Origin of the sequence: Pseudarthrobacter sp. CC4 (assembly GCF_048957775.1) — a bacterium.
GTDB lineage: Bacteria > Actinomycetota > Actinomycetes > Actinomycetales > Micrococcaceae > Arthrobacter.
Genome location: NZ_JARCCZ010000003.1, coordinates 77,637 through 97,875 on the forward strand (window position 1 = coordinate 77,637; position 20,239 = coordinate 97,875).

Genomic DNA, 20,239 nt, shown 5'->3' on the forward strand with positions numbered 1-20,239 from the left:
CGCGGCGCAAGGCGGTACACCCGGTACGGGCGTGCCAGCTTCCGCGAACCCCGCTCCGGGGGAAACTTCCGGGCACCACAGCAGCGGCACCGGGCCGCCGCCTCCCCCCGAACACACGGATGCCATCAGCCTGCGGGGCCTGACGTTCCGCGCCCATCTCTGGCAGCGGCGGTCCCTGATTGTCAGCCTGCGCGTTGCGCGGCTGGTCAAGACCGGAGTCCGCCGGTTCCTGCCGGCGCTGCGGTACGTCGGACGTTCCCTCCACCGCCGGTGGCGCCGGTCCCTGCAGTTCCGGACTGTCCTCACCACCCTGCTCCTGGCCGTCACCTCCTTCGCTGTGGTGGGCGCGTACCTGTCCAACCAGATTGCCAACAACCTCTTCCAGGAGCGGTTGACGCAGGCCGAGTCGGAGACCCGCTACAACGTCAAGCAGGTGCAGGACACGTTCGACGGCGCGCAGGTCACCGACCAGGCCAGCGTGATCACCCTCGTTTACGACACCCTGAACGCCGTGGAGGGCCGCGGGTCGGTCATCCAGCGCAGGTACGTCTTCGAGGCCGTGCCTGAACAGACCAAACCGCGGAACCGCTGGGTCGAATCCCGGGCCTCCGACCAGTTGACCGTCAGCGTCATTCCGCCGGCGCTTCGCAAGGCCGTGCAGGAATCCGGGAAGGACCAGTACTGGGCATCCACGGTCATCCCGGTCGGCACCGAGGACCGGCCAGGCATTGCCGTGGGCAACAAAGTGACCTTCAACGGCACCGTCTACGAGCTCTACCTTATTTACGACCTGAATACCGCCCAGAAGACGCTGGACGAGATCCAGAGCGTCCTGTGGGCGGGCGGTGCGGTGCTGGTGCTCCTGATCGGAGCCGTCGCCTGGTATGTCACGCGGAACGTGGTCAGCCCGGTCAGCCACGCCGCCATGGTCTCCGAGAAGCTCGCCGCGGGCCAGCTGCAGGAGCGGATGGTGGTCCGGGGTGAAGATGAAGTGGCCCGCCTCGGCGCCTCCTTCAACCACATGGCAGCCAGCCTCCAGGAACAGATCACCCAGCTGGCAACCCTCTCCCAGATGCAGCAGCGCTTCGTCTCCGACGTCTCCCACGAGTTGCGGACACCGCTGACCACCGTCCGGATGGCTGCGGAGGTCCTGTACGACGCCCGGCACGATTTCGACCCCATCAACAAGCGTTCGGCGGAACTGCTCTACAACCAGGTGGAGCGTTTCCAGTCGCTCCTCTCGGACCTGCTGGAGATCTCCAGGTTCGACGCCGGTGTGGCGGTACTGGATGCGGAAGCGGAGGACATCCTGCAGGTGATCGCCCACGCCATCGAGGGTGCGGCCCCGGTGGCTGCCGAATATGGTTCCGAGATTGTCCTCAGGGCACCGGAGGGGGCCGTCATCGTGGAAATGGATGCCCGCCGTATCGACAGGATCCTGCGGAACCTGATCCTCAACGCCGTGGAGCACGGCGAAGGTAAGCCCGTCACTGTCACGGTGGCAGCCAGCCAGACCGCCGTCGGGATTGCCGTCCGGGACCAGGGGATCGGAATGGATCCCGCGGAAGCGGCGCGCGTCTTTGACCGTTTCTGGCGGGCAGACCCTGCACGGGCGCGCACTACCGGCGGAAGCGGCCTCGGCCTGTCCATCGCCATGGAAGACACCAAACTGCACAACGGCTGGCTCCAGGCGTGGGGCAGGAAGGGAAGCGGCGCCAACTTCCGGCTGACGCTGCCGCTCCGCCAAGGAGAAGAGATCGACAAGTCGCCGGTCCAGCTGGAGCCGGAGGACATCACCCTTCCCGGTGAGCCGCGCTCAGAGAACATACTCGTCCTGGAAACGGGTGCCGCGTCGCTTGCTCCGGCATCGTCCCCGAAGGAGGGAAAATGATCGGTCGCGCCGGCCGCCGGGCGAAGCTGCATGCTTCACTGCTGGTCCTCCTGCTGGTGCTGCTGGCCGGCTGCGCCCGTATTCCCACCTCGGGGCCGGTGGGCAAAAGCAGCGAAGGCAGCGCGGGGAGCGTCAGCGCGCCGGTGTTCCTGCCGGCAGCTCCCCAACCGGGTGCCTTGCCGGAAACCATCATCGATTACTTCTACCGGGCCGGCAGCGGCTATGAGGACGACTACGCTGTGGCACGCCAGTACCTGACCCAGGCCGCCTCGGTGTCCTGGAAGCCGGACCAGCGGGCGCTCGTCTACCGGGAGGCGCGGGTGGTGGCAACAGGAAACGAGAACGTCTACAACTACGAGCTGGATGTCGCCTACACCGTGGATGCGGACGGCATCGCCACACAGTCGCCGGAGGGAACCATTGAGAATATCCCGGTGACTCTCACCCAGGTGGATGGTGAATGGCGTATTTCAGGCCTCCCGGACGGCACCGCCATTGCTGAGGAAACCTTCAAGGTGATTTACGGGGCTTACCCCATCTACTTCTACGACCCCACATTCACGTTCGCTGTCCCGGATGTCCGCTGGTTCATCAAGAACAAGACCGTCAAGGCGATGACCAGCGCACTGCTGGCAGGGCCGGCGCCGTACCTGCGCGGGGCGGTGGCGAGTGCCTTTCCGTCCGGCATCAAGCTCGCGCGGGAGTCGGTCCCCGTCGTCTCAGGGGCTGCGCAGGTGGACCTGACGGCCAAGGAACTGATGGAGACGTCCCCGGAGGACCGGCTCCGGATGCAGATGCAGCTGACGCTGACGTTCCGCAGCCAGCCCGACGTCGTCAATGTCGAGCTGCGCGCCAACCAGGACCTGGTGCGGGTGGAAGACAACGGAGCCGTCCTCCCGCCGGTCCAGGACAAGAGCGTGCCGTCCCGCCAGATTGCCATCAGCGGCAACGAGCTGGTGCGGTACGAGAACAACAGGGTTTCGCCGCTTCCGGACATGCAGCCCGTATCATCGTTCGCGCCGCGGTTCCCCGCGGAGTCCCCGGTTTCGCAGACGGCCGCTTTCCTCAACGAAAGCCGCACGACGCTGTACAGCATCAGTCCCGGGCAACCCGCCCGGGCCCTGACCACGAGGAGCACCCTGAGCAGGCCATCCTTCGGCCTCAGTGAATGGGTGTGGTCGGCAGGTCCGGGTGCCACGGGCGGCACTGAAGTTGTGGCGTTCCGCCCGGCCGGGATTGCGGAGGGCGCCCCCGTTCCAACTGTCACCCTGTCGCCCGCATGGCTGGCTGGAAGGACAGTCAAGGAGTTCCGGATTTCCAGGGAAGGGGTCCGGGCGCTGGTGATTTCGGAGCAGAACGGCAAAACCAGGGTTCAGGTAACCGCAATCATCCGGGGCGCCGACGGCACCCCGCGGGAGCTGACACCACCGGCCACCTTGGCCACCGGCAGCGATCCGGACCAGGGCGTCTGGGTCACGGATACAACTGTTGCCGTGATGAAGGCATCAGCGGGGCAGAACGTCACCCCGGAACTGCTGTCCCTCACCTCCGGGCAGCCGCAGCAGCTGGCACCGTGGCCAGGCCTCGTGGCCCTCAGCGCGGGCAACGGGGCTGAGGAAATCTATGCACAGTCGGCTGAAGGGATTTTCCAGCGGCTTGGTAACGGCTGGTCTCCGCAGATCAAGGGCCCGATCGATCCGGCATTTCCCGGCTGAGAACCGCGGCCGGACATCGTGGCCGGCAGTAGCGCTTCGGGGCACTGTCCACATAGCGCGCCTGCCCGCTGCGCGGCGACGGGGCGCAGGCCGAAGATGGTGGGGTGAGCCGCAGACCCTCAGCCGGCGGGCGGGCCGTGACAGGTGTCCGGCCCGATCCCGACCTTGACCCGCCCGACGGAATTGCCGCCCGGCACCGCTCAGACCACGGCAGCGCCTTCCTCCGGTTCACCGACCAGCTCACGGGAGCGGCGGCGGACCTCCTGTCGCTTGCTGTTCCGGTTGACTGCGTCAGCTGCGGCGCGGAAGACCGGGCGCTCTGCATCCCCTGTGATCGTCGCATCCGGCACCTCACCGCAGCCCCGTTCCGGGCAGAAAGCGGAGCGCCGGCACTCATGGATGTGGACGGGTCGGTGCTGCTTCCGGTGGTGGCTGCCGGCGTCTACCGCGAAGAGCTCGCGCAGGCCCTGCTTTCGTTCAAGAGGCACGGCCAGCAGCAGCTCAAGCGAAGCCTGGGCCGCGCGCTCGCCGGGGCGGTTCGCGCAGCCGCCGAGGGCTCCGGAGAGATCTGCCTCGTCCCCGTGCCCACCAGCACCAAGGCCTACCTGAATCGGGGTTTCAGCCCTGTCCACCTGCTGCTGGCCGGGGCCTCGCAGCAGCTTGCAGGGTTGCCTGTCGCAGATGTCCTCGCCAAGGCCGGCGGGTCCGTCCTGCAGCTGCCGGGCGGCCAAAAAGGCCTGGGCCGGGGCGCCCGGGCGCTGCGGGTGCGCGGTTCCATGCGGGTTTCCAGGCGGGGGCGGGCAAAGGTGGCCGGGCGCCGCTGCGTCATCATCGACGACGTCCTGACCACCGGTTCCACGCTGGCCGAAGCAGCCCGCGCGCTCCATGCATCAGGGGCACAGGTAACGGGTGCCGTCGTCCTCGCTGCGACACGCCCGCCGGACGCCGAGGGCCACGGCGCCCCACTCCCGAAGACCCGCGGAAGCCGCCATGACTTAGAAAAAAATAAACCAAGAAAGGATGAATAACGGGTGCCTATGAACTAACGTCGGTGGTGGGTACCAAGAACAGAATGTACCTTTCGATGGCGGCTCGGAGAGGGGCTCGACTGTCACACAGATCGGCCCAGGGAAGCGCCGCCGTCGTGTCACCGAAGTCATTTGGAGGGCACCATGGAGTTTATGATCAGCGGACGAAATCTGACAGTCTCAGACCGGTTCCGTGAATATGCCGGGGAAAAGATTTCGAAAATCGAGTCGCTTGGGGACAAGGTCCAGCGGGTGGACGCGAAAGTCTCGAAGGAGACCAATGCCCGGCAGACCGGCGACCAGCTGACCGTTGAGGTGACGGTGCTGGGCCGGGGACCCGTGATTCGTGCCGAAGCCAGCGCCGCTGACAAGTTCGCGGCCTTTGATCTTGCCTACAACAAACTGCTTGAACGGCTCCGTCGGGCCAAGGACCGCAAGAAGGTCCACCATGGACGGCACACCCCTAAGGCTGTCCGGGAAGCGACGGCCACCCTGGAACCCGCCAGCACGCAAGAACCGCTTTATGTCGAGGCCAGCCACCGGAATGAGGCCGTCGCCGCCCCCGAGGACAAGTCTCCCTACGATGTTGAAAACGACATCCCGGCCGGCAACTCGCCCGTCCTGATCCGGCGCAAGGTTTTTCCTGCCGCCTCCCTCTCCCTCGACGACGCCGTGGACAACATGGAACTTGTGGGCCATGATTTCTACCTCTTCGTGGACAAGGCCACCAACACGCCGTCGGTCGTGTACCGGCGCCGCGGCTGGACCTACGGGGTCATCACGCTGGATCACGAGTGCGAACCCGGAGACACCGTGGTGGAGGAAAAGGTCATTGCGTACCGTTCGGACGACGCCGCCGCAAACGCGTAGGGTGGTTGACACCATCCACAGAGAGGACTGAAGTGTCAGCGACGCTGAGCCTGGACCAGGCACGGCGAATCGCTTTGGCAGCCCAGGGACTCGACAAAGGACGGCCCACCGGCCCCGTGACCTCACGGGCGGTGGGCCGCACCTTTGCCCGGATCCAGCTCGTCCAGATCGATTCCGTGAACGTCGTCTCCCGGAGCCACCTCCTGCCCTTCTTTTCGCGGCTGGGAAACTACGACCGAACCATCCTCCAGCGAATGACCGCCGTCCATCCGCGGCGCATGGTGGAGTACTGGGCACACGAAGCGAGCTACATCCGCCCGGAGCACTACGCGGACCTCCTCCTGTGGCAGAAGCGCTCCTGGGTCGGCGCCTCCCGCATGGACCCTGACCTTCGCGCCGCAATCGCAGGGAAGATCCTGGACACGCTGGCACGCTCCCGGCCCCTGACCGCGGCCCAGCTGACTGCCAGGATGGGCCACGTCGAGGAGAAGGAGACTGCCAACTGGGGCTGGAACTGGAACGCCGTCAAACGGGTGCTCGAGCACCTGTTCGAGGAAGGCGTGGTCTCCGCGGCAGCGCGGACGGAGCAGTTCGAGCGCAGGTACACGTTGACATCCAGGGTGCTGCCGGAGTTGTCCGGGCCGGCGACAGGCGACGCCGGTCCAGCGGAAGCGATGCACCGGCTGATCGACGCCGCTGCCCAGGCACATGGCATCGGCACCGTACGTTGTTTCGCGGATTACTTCCGCACCCCTCCGAAGGCCGCGGCGGCCGCCGTCGAACATCTGGTGCGGATGGGCAGGCTGGAACGCGTCACAGTTCCGGGCTGGGAGCGTGATGTCTTCCGCCATGTCGAAGCGAGGTTGCCTCGGCGCGCCACCGGCCGCGCCTTGCTGAGTCCGTTCGACTCCCTGGTGTTCGAACGCCGGCGGCTTGAGGAACTGTTCGGCTTCCACTACCGGATCGAGATTTACACGCCCGAACACAAGAGGCGCTACGGGTATTACGTCCTTCCCTTCCTCCTCCGCGACAGGATCGTGGCCCGTGTGGACCTGAAGGCGGACCGCCAACGCGGGATCCTGCTGGCGAGGTCCGCCTTCGCGGAGCCTTACGCCCCGCCGGACACCGCCGTCGAACTCGCTGCGGAGCTTCGGCTCATGGCCGACTGGCTCGGCCTGTCCGAAGTGGAAGTCTTCCCGGTTGGCGACCTCGCCGGGAGCCTCGCCGCGGCGGTCAGCGGCAGGGGAGTATCCGCTCTGAGGGAACAAACGGGGCTCGCGGCGGCGTCTCTCCCGTAGACTAAAAACGCCAGAATTCGGCGGCATGAGACTGGGAGCATCTTCACGTGGCATCACTTATCGAAAAACTTCTCCGCACCGGTGACAAAAAAACACTCCGGCAGCTGAGGAACTATGCCGACTCCATCAATGCCCTGGAAGACTCCTTCAAGACCTTCACGGATGCCGAACTCCGGGAAGAAACTGCCCGGCTCCGCGAACGCCACCAGGATGGCGAGGAGCTGGATGACCTGCTTCCGGAGGCTTTTGCCGCAGTCCGCGAAGCTTCGTCACGGACCCTGGGGATGCGCCACTTCGATGTCCAGTTGATGGGTGGTGCCGCCCTGCACCTGGGCAACATCGCGGAAATGAAGACCGGCGAAGGCAAGACCCTGGTGGCGACCGCTCCCGCCTACCTGAACGCGTTGACCGGCAAGGGTGTCCACGTGGTCACCGTTAACGACTACCTCGCCGAATACCAGTCCGACCTCATGGGCCGCGTCTACCGTTTCCTTGGTTTGACCAGCGGGTGCATCCTGGCCAACCAGGACCCGGCGGTCCGGCGCCAGCAGTACGCCGCGGACATCACGTACGGCACCAACAACGAGTTCGGTTTCGACTACCTCCGCGACAACATGGCGTGGGACAGGAACGAGCTCGTCCAGCGCGGGCACAACTTCGCCATCGTTGACGAGGTGGACTCGATCCTCATCGATGAGGCGCGTACCCCGCTCATCATCTCCGGCCCCGCGCAGGGGGACACAAACCGCTGGTACAGCGAATTTGCCAAAGTGGTCCAGCGGCTGCAGCCGGAGAAGGATTACGAGGTCGACGAGAAGAAGCGCACCGTCGGCGTCCTGGAGAGCGGCATCGAAAAGGTGGAGGACTACCTCGGCATCCAGAACCTGTACGAGTCCGCGAACACGCCCCTCATCGGGTTCCTTAACAACGCCATCAAGGCCAAGGAACTGTTCAAGCGGGACAAGGACTACGTCATCCTGGACGGTGAAGTGCTGATTGTCGACGAGCACACCGGCCGCATCCTGGCCGGCCGGCGCTACAACGAGGGCATGCACCAGGCGATCGAGGCCAAGGAAGGCGTCGAGATCAAGGCCGAGAACCAGACCCTGGCCACCGTTACGCTGCAGAACTACTTCCGCATGTACGACAAGCTCTCGGGCATGACCGGCACCGCCGAAACCGAGGCGGCCGAGTTCATGAGCACCTACAAGCTGGGCGTAGTGGCCATTCCCACCAACCGGGACATGCAGCGCATCGACCAGCCGGACCTCGTCTATAAGAATGAAACGGTCAAGTTCGACGCCGTTGTGCGGGACATTGCCGAACGCCACGAAAAGGGCCAGCCTGTCCTGGTGGGCACCACCAGCGTTGAAAAGAGCGAATACCTCTCCCGGCTCCTTGCCAAGGAAGGCATTCGCCACGAGGTCCTCAACGCGAAGAACCATGCACGCGAAGCCGCCATCGTTGCCCAGGCGGGCCGAAAGGGTGCCGTCACGGTGGCAACCAACATGGCCGGCCGCGGTACCGACATCATGCTCGGCGGCAACGCTGAGTTTACCGCTGTCGCCGAGCTCGCGAAGCGCGGACTGGACCCTGAAGAGAACTCCGAGGAGTACGAGTCCCAGTGGCCCGCCGCCCTTGAGGCTGCCAAGCAGTCCGTCAAGGACGAGCATGAAGAAGTCCTGGATCTCGGCGGACTCTACGTCCTCGGCACCGAGCGCCACGAATCACGCCGCATCGACAACCAGCTCCGCGGACGTTCCGGCCGCCAGGGCGATCCCGGCGAATCCCGGTTCTACCTGTCGTTGACCGATGACCTCATGCGGCTCTTCAACTCAGGGGCGGCGGAACGGCTCATGAACAGCTCCGTGCCCGACGACGTCGCACTGGAATCGAAGCTGGTGTCCCGGGCAATCGCCTCCGCCCAGGGGCAGGTTGAGGGCCGCAACGCCGAACAGCGCAAGAACGTCCTGAAGTACGACGACGTCCTTAACCGCCAGCGAGAAGCGATCTACAGCGACAGGCGCCGGATCCTCGAAGGCGACGACCTGCATGAGAAAGTACAGTTCTTCGTCGAAGACACCATCACCGCTTTCATCGACGCCGCAACGGCCGAAGGAAACGGGGACGACTGGGACTACAACTTGCTCTGGACCAACCTCAAGACGCTCTACCCTGTCAGCGTTACTCCGGACGAGATCATCGAGGAAGCCGGCGGGAAGTCCAGGCTCACTGTTGAGTTCCTGAAAGAGGAGCTGTTGTCCGACGCACGGCTGGTGTACCAGGCGCGCGAGGAAGCCATCGGCTCCGAAAGCATGCGGGAACTTGAGCGCCGAGTGGTCCTCTCCGTCATTGGACGGAAGTGGCAGGAACACCTGTATGAGATGGACTACCTCAAAGAGGGCATTGGCCTGCGAGCCATGGCACAGCGTGATCCCCTCGTGGAGTACCAGCGTGAAGGCTTCCTCCTGTTCCAGAGCATGATGGAAGCCATCCGCGAAGAGAGCGTGGGGTTCCTGTTCAATCTCGAAGTGGAAGTCACTCCTGCCCAGGACGTGGTGGTGCCGGATGCACAGGGCGGACACACCGAGCATGTCGAACCGCAGGTACGGGCCGCCGGTCTGGAAGCTCCGGAAAAGCCTGCCCAGCTGCAGTACACGGCTCCGAGCGAAACCGGTGGCACGCAGACCAGGGTAGAGACCCGTTCCTCCGGCCGTTCCGGAAATCCGGCCAAGGCGGCCGCGCAGGATGCGGCAAAGCGCCCCGCAAAGAAAAAGCGCCGCTGACCACAGAACGACCTGCCTGCCGGCCGCGGTGCCAGGCAATGAGTGCGGGCAGGGCCGGGAACAGTGGTTCCCGGCCCTGCTTTCTTTCCGCTGCGTCGTCAACCAATGACAAGTTCGGTCACCCGCCAAACCTGCTTGCTTTGCTCCAGCCGGACGGCAACGGCACGGGCCCGTACGTCGTCCACCACCACTGCGCTGGCCTCGTAAATGCCGTCGGCGACCTCGCAGACCCGGACCGACCTGACAGTCGAGTTGCGATGGAGCCTTGCCAGGGCCGGACTGCCCGTACGCGTGAGCTCGCGGCGGATAAGGGCGGCCCGGTGTTGCAGGGCCGCCAGGCAACGGGGGTCAAGGCGCCGGGCAAGCTGATGGATCGGCCGGATCCCGGCAAGTACCTCCATGGCCGCCTGCACTGTGGTGCGGGTGACTGCGCGGACCTCCGCCATGTCGTCGACGGGACGCAAAGGCGTGGAAGCTGCCTGGCGGCCCGGAGACAACGGTGGCGTGGTTGGCCGGCGCGGCGCATGTCCTGCCTCCGCTCCCGGGGCCGTCCCTTGGCCCGCCCTGTTTGTGGTCTTGGCCGTGCGTATCGGTGTCACTGCACTCATTGGTTTCCCCTTGGTTGGATTGCCCGTCAGTGGGATGGCGGACGGGATCGGGCTTGGCTCGTAGGGTGTGGCCTGGCTATTCGCGGCCCGGCTATTTGTAGGCGGGTGAAGGTGGCTGAAGAATCTGTCCCGGGAGCAGCACGTCAGGGTTCTGTCCTATGAGTGCCAGGTTGGCCTGGTACCAGCGGGGCCATTGAAGTGCGATGTCCAGGTCCGAAGCACCGTGTCCCAGATGACGGGCAGCGATGTCCCACAGGGTGTCTCCCGCCTGGACGGTGACGCCTTCAACCTCCGCAGGCGCTGCTTCCCGGGTGGCACGGATGGCAGGAGCCGCAAGCATGCCCGGATTCACCACCGGCGGGACCGGTTGCCAGCCGGGGTGGACGGGTGGCGGTGGCGCCGTTGTTTCAACGACGGCGTGTTCCTTCCCTGTATGGACCGGCGCCACGTTGCCGGCCGGTGCTTCATTCCCGGATCGGGTCACTGCACCGGCCAGCGTCTCCGTATGGGCCGGCGGGGATTTGGCTGGATCTTGGGCTGTCGCAGTGGCAGGGCCGGCGGGCGCCGAGGATGAGTGGCCTTGCGTGGGTGCCCACACCGGGCCGGGCGCCGGTACCGAGGCGTGGGCCACGGGTCCGGCCAGGAGTTGAACGGACAGCGCGCCGAGCACCAACCGCTGCATGAAAGCGGGGGAAAGCTTCCGCGTGGCTGCTGCGGCCCGGGCTCTGCCTGTTCTGGCCAGGACGGCGGTAGCGGCCGCGCACGCCAGCGACACGAACCACCAGGCCACAATGCCCGCTCCTGCAATGCCTGCTGCGGCAGCCAGATGAATCTCCACGCCGGGCAGCTGCTGCCGCGCATACGAATCCTTCCACTGTGCCAGCAGCCCCGAGCCGATGAGGCACAGCAAAAGGCCCAACAGGAGGACAGCTGCCGCTGCCACGGCGTCGGCAGACAACCGCCGTGATCCAGGCCTAGCCACAGAACTGCTCATTTGACGCAGTTTGATGTTGTTTGATACGCATAAGGAAAGTTTGAGCCCGTGCGTGCAGGTTTGTCCATACGCTGGAACGAATTACTTGATGCATTGACCGGCCGCCCGGCCCGGTCCTACGCTGACGCAATGCGCTGGGATGCACTCTTCAATGACATGGAAAGCCAATTTGCCGAATCGGAGCGGCTTTCCCTGGACGCGGAGATCAACGAACGGACCCGGGCGGAGATGGTGGACGTCGGGCTCGCGGACCGGCTCCGCGGCGCCGTGGGGTGCCGCCTCGCCGTGCATCTCGCGTGTGGCGATGTTGTCCGCGGCGCGCTGAGCCACGCCGGCGCGGACGCCTTGGTTCTCGATGAGGAGCGGCACCAGGTCCTGGTCCCGTATGCCGCCGCTGTACGTTATGTGGGCCTGGGCAGGTTCTCCGTGGCTGAACCGTCGGCGGTGCGCAGGGGGCTGGGACTTGCGCACGCGCTGCGCGCTTTGGCACGGGACCGCGCGGAACTGGCGGTGACGTTGGCGCATGGTGCCGGTGCGGTGAGGCTGGCCGGGGTCATCGACCGGGTGGGGAAGGATTATCTGGACCTGGCGACGTTCACTCCGGGAGAGGTGCGCCGCAGCAACCAAGTCGGCCAGGTGTCAGTCATCCCCTTGGCGGCGTTGGCGGCCGTCAGGTCACGGCGGACTGGCGATTCTTAGCCGGCGGTGCTGTTGGCGCCGAAGTCCCGGACGGAGCTCAGACGGACCTGGACTTGGATTCCTGGATCATCCGGCTGGCCTCGGCGTAGCGCTCCTCGATGTATTGCTCCAGCATCTTTTCTTCAACCCGCCATTGGCCGCGGTTATCTTCAATGGATTCTTGGTGTGAGAATTGTGGGTTTTGGCACGATACCCGTAGGTCCCTAACACTCTTCTCGTGCTTGTGAGCGTGATTGTGGCAAATGGGTCGGTGGTTATCGCCGCTGGGATCCCCTGCGCTGGTTGGCGACTGCACCTGTGCCGTATAGGGTTCCTTGGACTACGCCGATCCTTGGAAGGCCGCCCAGTGGTTGCAGCTGGCGCTGCTATGGTTCTGTGCCTCCCCTCAACAGCGGCGCCGGTGGGGTGGCTAGGCGTCAAATCCGAAGCGCCCGCAATTCAAAATCCGTCGGAATGGAGACTTTGGCGAGAATCCAGTGGGAACCGTTGGGCGCCCTTAGCACGGCGTTCCCTCTGCCGTCCGCGGCGAACCACATCCGAATGTGAGACCCTTCCTCTGGTTCGAGTCCTGCAGGTCTGCGCCCATTGCAGCGGACCAACAGGTTGCGGCTCTTGCCGACCGAGTCGGTAACAAGCATCACGAATGACTCCGGTCCGTCGTAAATCCATACACCGGTGACCAGGCCTTCAACCTCATGCCACGGTCGGGCCCGTGTAAGACGCTTCACCAAAACGTATCTTCTGGTGATCCACAGCATGACACCGAATGCCACGGTGGTTGCGCCCAGTCCAACAAGGAAAGTCAACTCGGATAATTGGCTCAGGTAGCGGTCGTAGCCCACAATCCTTATGGCCCGGCCATCGGCGTCGATCAGCAATGTGACCGGTTCATTCGGCCCAGGCATGCTGCGGCAATGGTTTGGTGTCTCTACGACAGTCGTCCTTTGCTCCGATCCCACCGTGAACCCAAGAAAGACATCACAGTTTGCACCGCCCCTTAACACCGTAAATTCCCTGGTGCTTAGAACCGCCGCGGATACGGGGCGGAACTCTCCCCAAAATGGTTTGGATGCCAAGGAAAAAAGGATCGCTGACACAACAAGGGTCAAGACCAAAATCGCGCTGTATTTCCAGGACCTGGCCCGCAAATTCCGCCTCTGGGGCAGTGTGTCCCACGCCGGGTCTTCCCCGGCAGGCTTAATAACGGGCAACCGGAGTCCGTCCGTGAGGTGAAAATCATCCGGCTGCATCAATCCCCCATTGCTCGCTGCGCATCAGTTTACGTGGAGCGTGGACGCTTGGTCGGAAACCAGGTTCAAAGGCTTCCCTTAGCGCTAACAGTCCTGGTCAGGGTTCCTCAAATGGGCCACATGGTGGCAGCCGGAAGTGCGATTTCATTAACCCTCTGTTTGCAGACGCCCGGATCCCGGGGAATAGCTCTTCGCATCCGTTTGGATACAGTTAATCCCGCTGTTATCTGATGGTGGTTGTTGACGTTATTGGGACTGGATAGGTTGCGTTTTATGCGGGTTTTCTATGCGGTCGCAATTGCAGCGGAGGAGGGCCCCAGGGTGTGGGCTGTGGTGGATGATCGGTTCCGCCTGAGTGATGAATGCCGCGGCTACGCCCTGTGGCTGGCGCATTCGGGGCGGGCGGTAAATACGCAGAAGGCCTACCAGCTAAGGCTGGCACGGTTCCTGTCCTGGTGCGAGCAGACTGACTCTTTCTGGAAGACTCTGCGGTTCCATCGGCTGGCAGCCTACAAAGCCCATCTTGAACGGCAGGACGCCGAAGGCGGCCGCCTATCGGGCCGGACGGTCAATGCTCATCTGACGGCCGTGATGGTGTTCCTCCGTTACGCGGTGGCGCATGGTTTTGGAACTGACACGCTGCAGGCCACAGTGAAAGAGCGGCAGCACGGTGCAGCGCCGCTGTTTCTGGCGGGAACCGGAAAGACTCCTCCTCCAGCTAGGCTGCTCAAGGCCCGGGAGATACATCGCCGACCGGTTGTGCTGTCGCCGTCGCAGGCTGAACGCGTCCTCGGAGCGGTTGAACGGCCCCGGGACAGGCTTCTGATCCTGTTGATGCTGCGGTGCGGACTGCGTGCCGGTGAAGCGCTCGGACTGAGACTGGAAGACATGCACATGCTGCCCGACTCCGGTCATGTGGGCTGCATAATTCCAGGGCCCCACGTCCACATCGAAAGGCGCAGCAACCCGAACGGGGCCTGGGCCAAGTCACCCTATGAGCGAAATGTCCCGGCTCCGGCTGATGTCTGCGAGGTGCACGCCGCCTACATGGCCCAGAGATACAGTTCCCTTGGCCACCACCAGCCCGACGCAGTGTTCCTGTCGACTGCGGGTAAGAACCCGGCACCGCTGGGATATTCGGGGCTTCACAGCATGCTCACGGCTATCGGGAAGGCCACGAATTTGCCGGTCAAGGCCCATCAGTTCCGGCATACCGCAGCCACCTGCTGGGCGAGGGCCAAGGTCGATCCGGATGTCATCATGGCATTGCTGGGCCACCGGTCTTTGGCGTCGACCTCCATCTATCTGCATCCTGCACAGGAGGAGCTTCGCAACGCGGTTGACAGCACAATGCCAAGCCGGGAGGCACCGCAGTGACAGCTGCCGCCGACTTCCTGCGCCGTGAATCACCGGTGCCCGAGGCCGGTTCATACCTCGCCTATCTGGAATCCATGCTGAAACACCCGTGGCGTTCAGAGGAATGGAACGCCCGGCTATGGCTGTTCGCTGCAGACCCGGACAACCCGCTGACCGGAATCTACGCCTGCCCCACGCCCGGGTGCCCCCGGGTCGCAACCGTCACAGGTCGTCTCTGCCTCTCCTGCACGGGCGGCGAACCAGATGCTGAACCTGCGCCCACCCGGCGCCGGGCCTTGGACCCGAACCCACCGCGCTGCATAGTCGGCTCAGCCGGGCAGGGCTGCCGGGCCATGGGCATGATCAAGGGACTCTGCCACCGGCATTACGCACGCTGGCACCACAGCTCTAACAACGGACAGCAACGGCCCACCATCGAAGACTTCGCCGCGGCGGAGAAAGAGATGTTTCCTCCCGGCAAGGCGTGCGCATCGCGGGGTTGCAGGGAGGAATCGAACCAGCGCGCGTCCGGTCTGTGCCTGTGGCACCACGCCATGTTCCGGAAACTCGCCAAACTCGGTGTCGACCACGAAGCCTTCATCACCGTCGAACGTCCCCTCGACATCCGCTACCACCGTCACGAGTTCTCCTTCATCGATCTGCCACCGATCCTTCGCACGGAGTTGCTGCTCGTCCTCCAGGAACGCGACCGGAACTCATACCGGATCCTGCCTGCCACGATGCGCAGGATCGTCCGCGTGGCCATGGAAACCCGCGCCCGCTCCATCCACCGGCTGCTGGACACCGAACAGGCCCGGCCACGACCCGACGCCGGCGTCGTCGGCTTCCTCCGGCACGCCGGCCTGCTCGCCGCCCGCTGGCGCTACCGTCACTCGGGCCGGGACATGCGCTCCGAGGACATCTGGGACGCCGCGGTCATCGGCCTCCGCAAGGACCGGACAACCCACACAATCTGCTCCAAAGGCACTCTTGATTTTCGTCCCATCACGGTGGACTGGCTGCGTCGGGCAGCCAAGGATTACTGCCGCCACTTCGACCTCGCAGCCGATCAGGTCCGCGACGTCATTCGCACCGTTCAGGTCGCCTCGGACGCTCTGGCACGCCGGCCACACGGAACCCGGCCCGAGCAGCTGACCCGGGCCGACGCGAACGCGGTCGTGGACGCATACCGTCACCTCACCGGCGCCGACGGCGAACCTCGCACGGATTCTGTCAAGTACGACTACTTCAAGCTCTTCCAGCGGATGCTGCGCAATGGAGGCGACCTGGAGATTCTGGCCCGGGTGAGCGCCCGATTCATGTTCATCACCGCAGAGTCCCTGCCGACGGCAGGACCGCACAAGAACCCCGGAAAAGCGGTCCCGGACCACATCATCAGGATTCTTGATGCGAACCTGGAACTGCTCGCCGTGGACCCGGCCTATGCCGTTCCGGCCGGACGAACCCGGGCCTCCCAGAACCTTATGCTGCAGACCATTTACCAACTGATGCGGGACCTCGGCCGGCGGCCGACTGAAATCTACTCGCTTCGTCGCGACACCCTGCGGGAAACCGATGACGGCCAGCCCTACATCATTTACGACAGCCACAAAACGGCCGAATACGGGCTGGAACTTCCCATCCACCGCTCCACGGCCCGAGTTATCCAGACCTGGCAGAATGCGCTCGGGACAATCGAGAACATCCACCCCGACGCCGTTGGTTACCTGTTCCCTTCGCCAAGGCCCTACGGTCCCCAGTCCAGGACCCACATCACGCCCACCGGCTTCCACACCAACTACTGGCGCTGGATCGACAGGATCCGAGACCTGCCCGAAGTCCAAGACGACCCAGCAAGACCAGCCGACTTCCTCACTCGCTCCCGGATGGGCCTCTACAACTGGCGCCACACCTACGCCCAACGGCTCAGCGACAACAGCACCCCTCCCGACGTCATCCAAGAACTGATGAACCACAAAAGCTTCACCACCTCCACGGAATACATCAAGATCACCAGGGAACGACAGCGTCAGGCCATCGAGACCGTCAACAGCACCACCATCGACCGCCGGGGACTGCTCCACGGCCCCAAAGACTATGCAGCTTATGTCCGGGAATCCGTCTCAACACCACTGGGGCTCTGCACCGAACCCAGCAACGTGAAAGCAGCCGGACAATCATGCCCCGTCCGCAACAAATGCGGCGGCTGCCAGTACTATCGCGCCAACCTCTCCCACCTGCCCCAGATCGATGCCCATATCGTCGCCCTTACCGCCGACCTGGCCTCAGCCGGGGACATCGCCGAACCCTGGGTCCACCAGTCACTCAAAGAGGAGATCAGCTCCTATAAGCGAATGCGCACCGCACTCGTGAAGGAAAAATCAAGGCTTACTCCTGAAGACAGGGCCGCGATCGACGACGCCGTCACGCTGCTGCAGCAGATCCCTGCCGCGGCACCGCCTCACACCGCGGCAGGAGGGCGCCGAATGCTGCCATTGACCCCCGTCAGCACCGGCAACCGAACGTGAGCGAAAAACGGCAGGTAGCGGTTGCCGTGCTCATTGCGGCCAAGAAAAAGGAAAGTAAAGCTAAACACGCCAGCGTCCGCAAAGCGGCGGCCAAACTTCTCAAAGGCCCGGAGCTCCTCACGGTCTCCTCAGTAGCCAGGACAGCCGGCGTCAGCCGCTGGCTGATCTACAACACTCCCGAGCTCAAAACCACGGTTACCCGCGCCGCCGCCCAGCAACGGGCAGCATGGGCCGAAGGACACGAGCAAACAGGGATGACCCCAAAAGGCGCCGTGACGGAACTCCTGCGGCTCCAAGAGCGGCTCGCCGCCGTCAGCCGACAACGCGATGACTACAAGCGGGCGGTGCATACCAACCTGGCCGAGGCACTGGCTGGCCGAACACCGGAGCAGATGGCGAGCTACATCACGGAACTGGAAAACGAACTCACCGCAGAGCGGGAGAGCGCTGACCGGGCCCGCACCGCCATCTCAATCCTCGAAGCCAGAGTCGAAGACCTGAACGATCAGCTGCGCGCCGCGCAGTCCATCAACAGGACCATGATGAAACAACGGAACGAGACATCACCCGTCACGGAGCTCGAATCTCGAAGACCCTGAAAGCGCTAGACCTCGTCCGGCACGGGTCGGGTCTCGGCGGACTGCGCACGGACATACTCCGCGGTCTTCTCATAGCCCCGGGAAATGTACTCCTCCAAAAGGCGCGACTCAACCCGCCACTGACCTCGGCCCCCGACCTGGATCGCCGGCAATTCGCCCGATCGCACCAGGGCATAGGCCTGGGCTGAGGAAATATTCAGAATCTCCGAAACATCAGCCAACGCCAAAAATCGCTTCTCAGCCACAGAACATCACGCCCCAAAGACTACCGAACCAGGCCCTACGATCCTCACGACCCTCGCACAAATCAGTCGCCGCCATCAGACCCTCTGCCCCTGAATTCCGGCAAAGCATTGCATCGACCCAACTGGCTGAGCAAGATAACCGCGCCCGCCCACCTGGATGGCCTTCAGTTCTCCACTGCGGACCAGCGCGTACGCGGCCGGCGAGTTGATCTGAAGCTGCTCGGCGACATCTGCGAGCGTTAGGAACCTTGGCATGCCTCCATTTTGCCATCGAATGGGACCTTATGCTGCTGTTATCCACAGATTGGCCCTGTTTGGCATCGTGACTTTCGTTCCAGCGTCACGGCGGTAACAATGAGGGTGTTTGGACACGGCGAGCAGGGCCGGCGCACATAGGGGGAGAAATTTTCATGGTTCTTGATTCATCTGCCACGGCGGCCAGGCTGAAACGGCCATCATGGAAGGACCCCCGCCTGCTGGTAGGTGTCCTCCTGGTCCTGGTGTCCGTGGCGGGTGTTGTGTTCCTTGTCGGCAGCGCGGACCGGACCACCGAGGTATATGCGGCCCGTGACGGCATCGCCGTAGGGGAGAGGCTGACCCGGGATAACGTTGTGCGCGCAAAGGTGCGCCTGGGTGAGACGGAGGAGCAGTATATTACGGCCGAATCAGGCATCCCCGAAGGGGTGGTGGCGGTCCAGCGCATCGGCAAGGACCAGTTGGTGCCCCGCGCCAGCCTTGGCTCAGTCGACCAACTCGACCGGAAGCCGGTAGCCCTCACCATCGAGGAAACCCTCCCGACGCAAGCCGTCGCCGGCGCGAGGGTGGACGTTTGGGTTGCGCAGCCGGATGCCCGCAACGGATTCAGTGAACCGAAACTCCTCCTTCCCGGCGCTGAGATCGCGGAAGTAACTTCCGGCTCGACGGCTCTGGGCTCATCAAAAACCACCGTCCTGATGGTGTTGGTGGAGGATGGTCAAATGCCGGCCCTTCTGGGGGCCCAGGCCAACGAGGCGAAAATCTCTGTGGTCTGGAACCCGGGCGGCGGTGCCAGGTGAGCATCCCGGTAGTTACCGTCGGCCAGAGCAGGGACGATCTGGTGGGCGGGCTCGAGCGCCTGCATGGACCGGTAACGGTGGTCAGGAGGTGCACGGAACTTCCCGAACTTCTGGCGGCGTGCCAAAGCGGCCTGGCCAGGGCTGCGGTTGTGGCGGACGGGTCCGAAGGACTGACTTCCTCGCTCGTGGACAGGCTTTCGGCAGTTGGGGTGGCAATCATTGCCCTGACTGACAACGCCGACGAAGCCGCCCGGCTGCGGTCGATAGGGGTAGCTTCAGCGCTGACCGGCGTGGAGTCCGCGGCGCTCTCGGACAGGATCGCAGAGGCGGTAGCCCAACTTACAGGGCAGGGGCCAGGTGTTGCCCGGAGAAGCGGCCCGGCTGACCCCGGGGCTGCACTGAAGTCCGTCCAGGCCGAGCCGCCGGCGGGGCCGGATGAACCGGGTCCGGGCAGGATCATTGCGGTCTGGGGGCCGGCCGGAGCTCCCGGACGGACCACCGTTGCTGCAAATATCGCCGGTGAGTTGGCTGCGGAAGGAACGGCCGTGCTTCTTGTTGACGCCGACAGTTACGGCGCCAGCATCGCGGCTGTCCTGGGCCTCCTCGATGAGTCGGCGGGCCTGGCACAGGCATGCAGGCTCGCGGACCAGGGCCTGCTGGACAGGGAGGCGCTCGAGAAGATCGCCGCGCCAGTGGCAACCAAAGCGGGCACCTTCAGGGTCCTTACCGGGATTACCCGGGCGGACCGCTGGACGGAGCTCCGGGCCTCCGCCCTTGCGCTGGTCCTCGAACGCGCCCGGGAGATTGCGGAAGTCGTGGTGGTGGATGCCGGGTTCTGCCTTGAAGCGGACGAAGAACTCAGTTTCGATACGCTGGCCCCGCGGCGGAACGCAGCCACGCTGCGGTCGCTCGAGCTGGCTGACACGCTCTACGCTGTGGGTGCCGCGGACCCGGTGGGAGTGCCGAGGCTGGTCCGTGGCCTCGCAGAGCTCGAGTTGGCTGTTCCGCAGGCATCACCCATTGTTGTGATGAACCGCGTACGCGCCTCGTCGGTAGGCAGAGGGCCGGAGCGGCAGCTGATGGATGCCTGGGAGCGGTACGGTCCCGCGTCTGAGCTTAAGGCTTTCCTTCCCTACGACGTGTCTGCGGCGGATGCCGCACTGTTGGGCGGGTCCCTGCTGCTTGAGGTTGCTCCAGATTCGTCCCTCCGCCACGCCATCCGCAATTTGGTTTGTGCATCCGACCAGCAAAATCGGAAATCCTCTGTATTTTCTTCCACAGCACGGCGCCGGGCGAAGGACTAGGCTCGCCATAAGA

The 20,239-nt window shown here is 64.3% G+C and carries 16 protein-coding genes and 2 pseudogenes; 12 read left to right on the top strand and 6 right to left on the bottom strand.

Translation table 11 applies throughout. The annotated features are described in order from the left end of the window. Positions 1–139 precede the first annotated feature (139 nt). From mtrB to secA, 6 genes are all read left to right on the top strand, one after another. Positions 140–1,891 carry an MtrAB system histidine kinase MtrB gene (gene mtrB, locus PV768_RS03155; RefSeq protein WP_157243075.1) on the top strand — a complete coding sequence of 584 codons (1,752 nt, stop codon included), beginning with the start codon at positions 140–142 and terminating at the stop codon, positions 1,889–1,891. Then, the gene (locus tag PV768_RS03160; protein ID WP_421092264.1) at positions 1,888–3,606 is read left to right on the top strand and encodes an LpqB family beta-propeller domain-containing protein; all 1,719 of its coding nucleotides are present in this window, start codon (positions 1,888–1,890) and stop codon (positions 3,604–3,606) included. The genes mtrB and PV768_RS03160 overlap by 4 nt, the downstream gene beginning before the upstream one ends. Positions 3,607–3,710: 104 nt before the next feature. Next, a complete protein-coding gene (locus PV768_RS03165) occupies positions 3,711–4,634 on the top strand; it encodes a ComF family protein (protein WP_421092265.1) in 924 nt (307 codons plus the stop codon). 144 nt (positions 4,635–4,778) lie between these two features. Continuing rightward, the gene (gene hpf / locus PV768_RS03170; RefSeq protein ID WP_157241760.1) at positions 4,779–5,504 is read left to right on the top strand and encodes a ribosome hibernation-promoting factor, HPF/YfiA family; all 726 of its coding nucleotides are present in this window, start codon (positions 4,779–4,781) and stop codon (positions 5,502–5,504) included. Positions 5,505–5,536: 32 nt separating this feature from the next. Further along, positions 5,537–6,802, top strand: coding sequence for a winged helix-turn-helix domain-containing protein (locus PV768_RS03175; RefSeq protein ID WP_323056582.1), 1,266 nt, complete (start codon positions 5,537–5,539; stop codon positions 6,800–6,802). Positions 6,803–6,849: 47 nt separating this feature from the next. Then, entirely contained in the window at positions 6,850–9,588 is a 2,739-nt protein-coding gene (gene secA, locus PV768_RS03180) for a preprotein translocase subunit SecA (protein ID WP_323056581.1), read from the top strand. Positions 9,589–9,686: 98 nt separating this feature from the next. Here secA and PV768_RS03185 read toward each other — a convergent pair whose 3' ends face one another. Further along, a complete protein-coding gene (locus PV768_RS03185) occupies positions 9,687–10,196 on the bottom strand; it encodes an Rv3235 family protein (RefSeq protein ID WP_321213941.1) in 510 nt (169 codons plus the stop codon). Positions 10,197–10,287: 91 nt separating this feature from the next. Continuing rightward, on the bottom strand, positions 10,288–11,190 hold the full coding sequence (locus PV768_RS03190) for a LysM peptidoglycan-binding domain-containing protein (RefSeq protein ID WP_421092266.1): 903 nt from the start codon (positions 11,188–11,190) through the stop codon (positions 10,288–10,290). A gap of 129 nt (positions 11,191–11,319) precedes the next feature. Here PV768_RS03190 and PV768_RS03195 point away from each other — a divergent pair, with 129 nt between their 5' ends. Continuing rightward, on the top strand, positions 11,320–11,889 hold the full coding sequence (locus PV768_RS03195; RefSeq protein WP_421092267.1) for a hypothetical protein: 570 nt from the start codon (positions 11,320–11,322) through the stop codon (positions 11,887–11,889). Between the two features lie 37 nt (positions 11,890–11,926). On the opposite strand, the pseudogene PV768_RS03200 reads toward PV768_RS03195, so the two are convergent. Further along, a pseudogene (locus tag PV768_RS03200) lies at positions 11,927–12,031 on the bottom strand (DNA-binding protein); the annotation flags it as partial. Between the two features lie 274 nt (positions 12,032–12,305). Beyond that, the gene (locus tag PV768_RS03205; RefSeq protein WP_421092268.1) at positions 12,306–12,767 is read right to left on the bottom strand and encodes a hypothetical protein; all 462 of its coding nucleotides are present in this window, start codon (positions 12,765–12,767) and stop codon (positions 12,306–12,308) included. Positions 12,768–13,412: 645 nt separating this feature from the next. Between PV768_RS03205 and PV768_RS03210 the strand changes: the two genes are divergently transcribed. The 3 genes from PV768_RS03210 to PV768_RS03220 are packed head-to-tail and all read left to right on the top strand — an operon-like array spanning position 13,413 to position 17,622. Next, complete coding sequence (locus PV768_RS03210; protein WP_421092269.1) at positions 13,413–14,516, top strand: tyrosine-type recombinase/integrase; 1,104 nt, start codon at positions 13,413–13,415, stop codon at positions 14,514–14,516. Continuing rightward, positions 14,513–17,023 carry a hypothetical protein gene (locus PV768_RS03215; protein ID WP_421092270.1) on the top strand — a complete coding sequence of 837 codons (2,511 nt, stop codon included), beginning with the start codon at positions 14,513–14,515 and terminating at the stop codon, positions 17,021–17,023. The genes PV768_RS03210 and PV768_RS03215 overlap by 4 nt, the downstream gene beginning before the upstream one ends. Further along, entirely contained in the window at positions 17,020–17,622 is a 603-nt protein-coding gene (locus PV768_RS03220) for a DUF6262 family protein (RefSeq protein ID WP_421092271.1), read from the top strand. Before PV768_RS03215 ends, PV768_RS03220 begins: the two co-directional genes overlap by 4 nt. Positions 17,623–17,627: 5 nt before the next feature. Here the strand turns inward: PV768_RS03220 and PV768_RS03225 are convergent, their stop codons facing one another. Both PV768_RS03225 and PV768_RS03230 read right to left on the bottom strand, forming a co-directional pair. After that, complete coding sequence (locus PV768_RS03225) at positions 17,628–17,867, bottom strand: helix-turn-helix domain-containing protein (RefSeq protein ID WP_421092272.1); 240 nt, start codon at positions 17,865–17,867, stop codon at positions 17,628–17,630. A 138-nt stretch (positions 17,868–18,005) separates the two neighbouring features. Continuing rightward, positions 18,006–18,122: pseudogene (locus PV768_RS03230) on the bottom strand (helix-turn-helix domain-containing protein); the annotation flags it as partial. Positions 18,123–18,277: 155 nt separating this feature from the next. On the opposite strand from PV768_RS03230, the gene PV768_RS03235 reads away from it, so the two are divergent. Together PV768_RS03235 and PV768_RS03240 are read left to right on the top strand one after the other, a co-directional pair. Beyond that, complete coding sequence (locus PV768_RS03235) at positions 18,278–18,922, top strand: hypothetical protein (RefSeq protein WP_421092273.1); 645 nt, start codon at positions 18,278–18,280, stop codon at positions 18,920–18,922. Beyond that, on the top strand, positions 18,919–20,226 hold the full coding sequence (locus tag PV768_RS03240) for an AAA family ATPase (RefSeq protein WP_421092274.1): 1,308 nt from the start codon (positions 18,919–18,921) through the stop codon (positions 20,224–20,226). Before PV768_RS03235 ends, PV768_RS03240 begins: the two co-directional genes overlap by 4 nt. Positions 20,227–20,239 lie beyond the last annotated feature (13 nt).

What these genes read in the sequence shown, in the direction of transcription:
- PV768_RS03160 (WP_421092264.1), top strand. Translation starts at nt 1,888, where the DNA reads ATGATCGGTCGCGCCGGCCGCCGGGCGAAGCTGCATGCTTCACTGCTG.
- hpf (WP_157241760.1), top strand. Translation starts at nt 4,779, where the DNA reads ATGGAGTTTATGATCAGCGGACGAAATCTGACAGTCTCAGACCGGTTC.
- PV768_RS03185 (WP_321213941.1), bottom strand. Translation starts at nt 10,196, where the DNA reads ATGAGTGCAGTGACACCGATACGCACGGCCAAGACCACAAACAGGGCG.
- PV768_RS03190 (WP_421092266.1), bottom strand. Translation starts at nt 11,190, where the DNA reads ATGAGCAGTTCTGTGGCTAGGCCTGGATCACGGCGGTTGTCTGCCGAC.
- PV768_RS03195 (WP_421092267.1), top strand. Translation starts at nt 11,320, where the DNA reads ATGCGCTGGGATGCACTCTTCAATGACATGGAAAGCCAATTTGCCGAA.
- PV768_RS03210 (WP_421092269.1), top strand. Translation starts at nt 13,413, where the DNA reads ATGCGGGTTTTCTATGCGGTCGCAATTGCAGCGGAGGAGGGCCCCAGG.
- PV768_RS03235 (WP_421092273.1), top strand. Translation starts at nt 18,278, where the DNA reads ATGGTTCTTGATTCATCTGCCACGGCGGCCAGGCTGAAACGGCCATCA.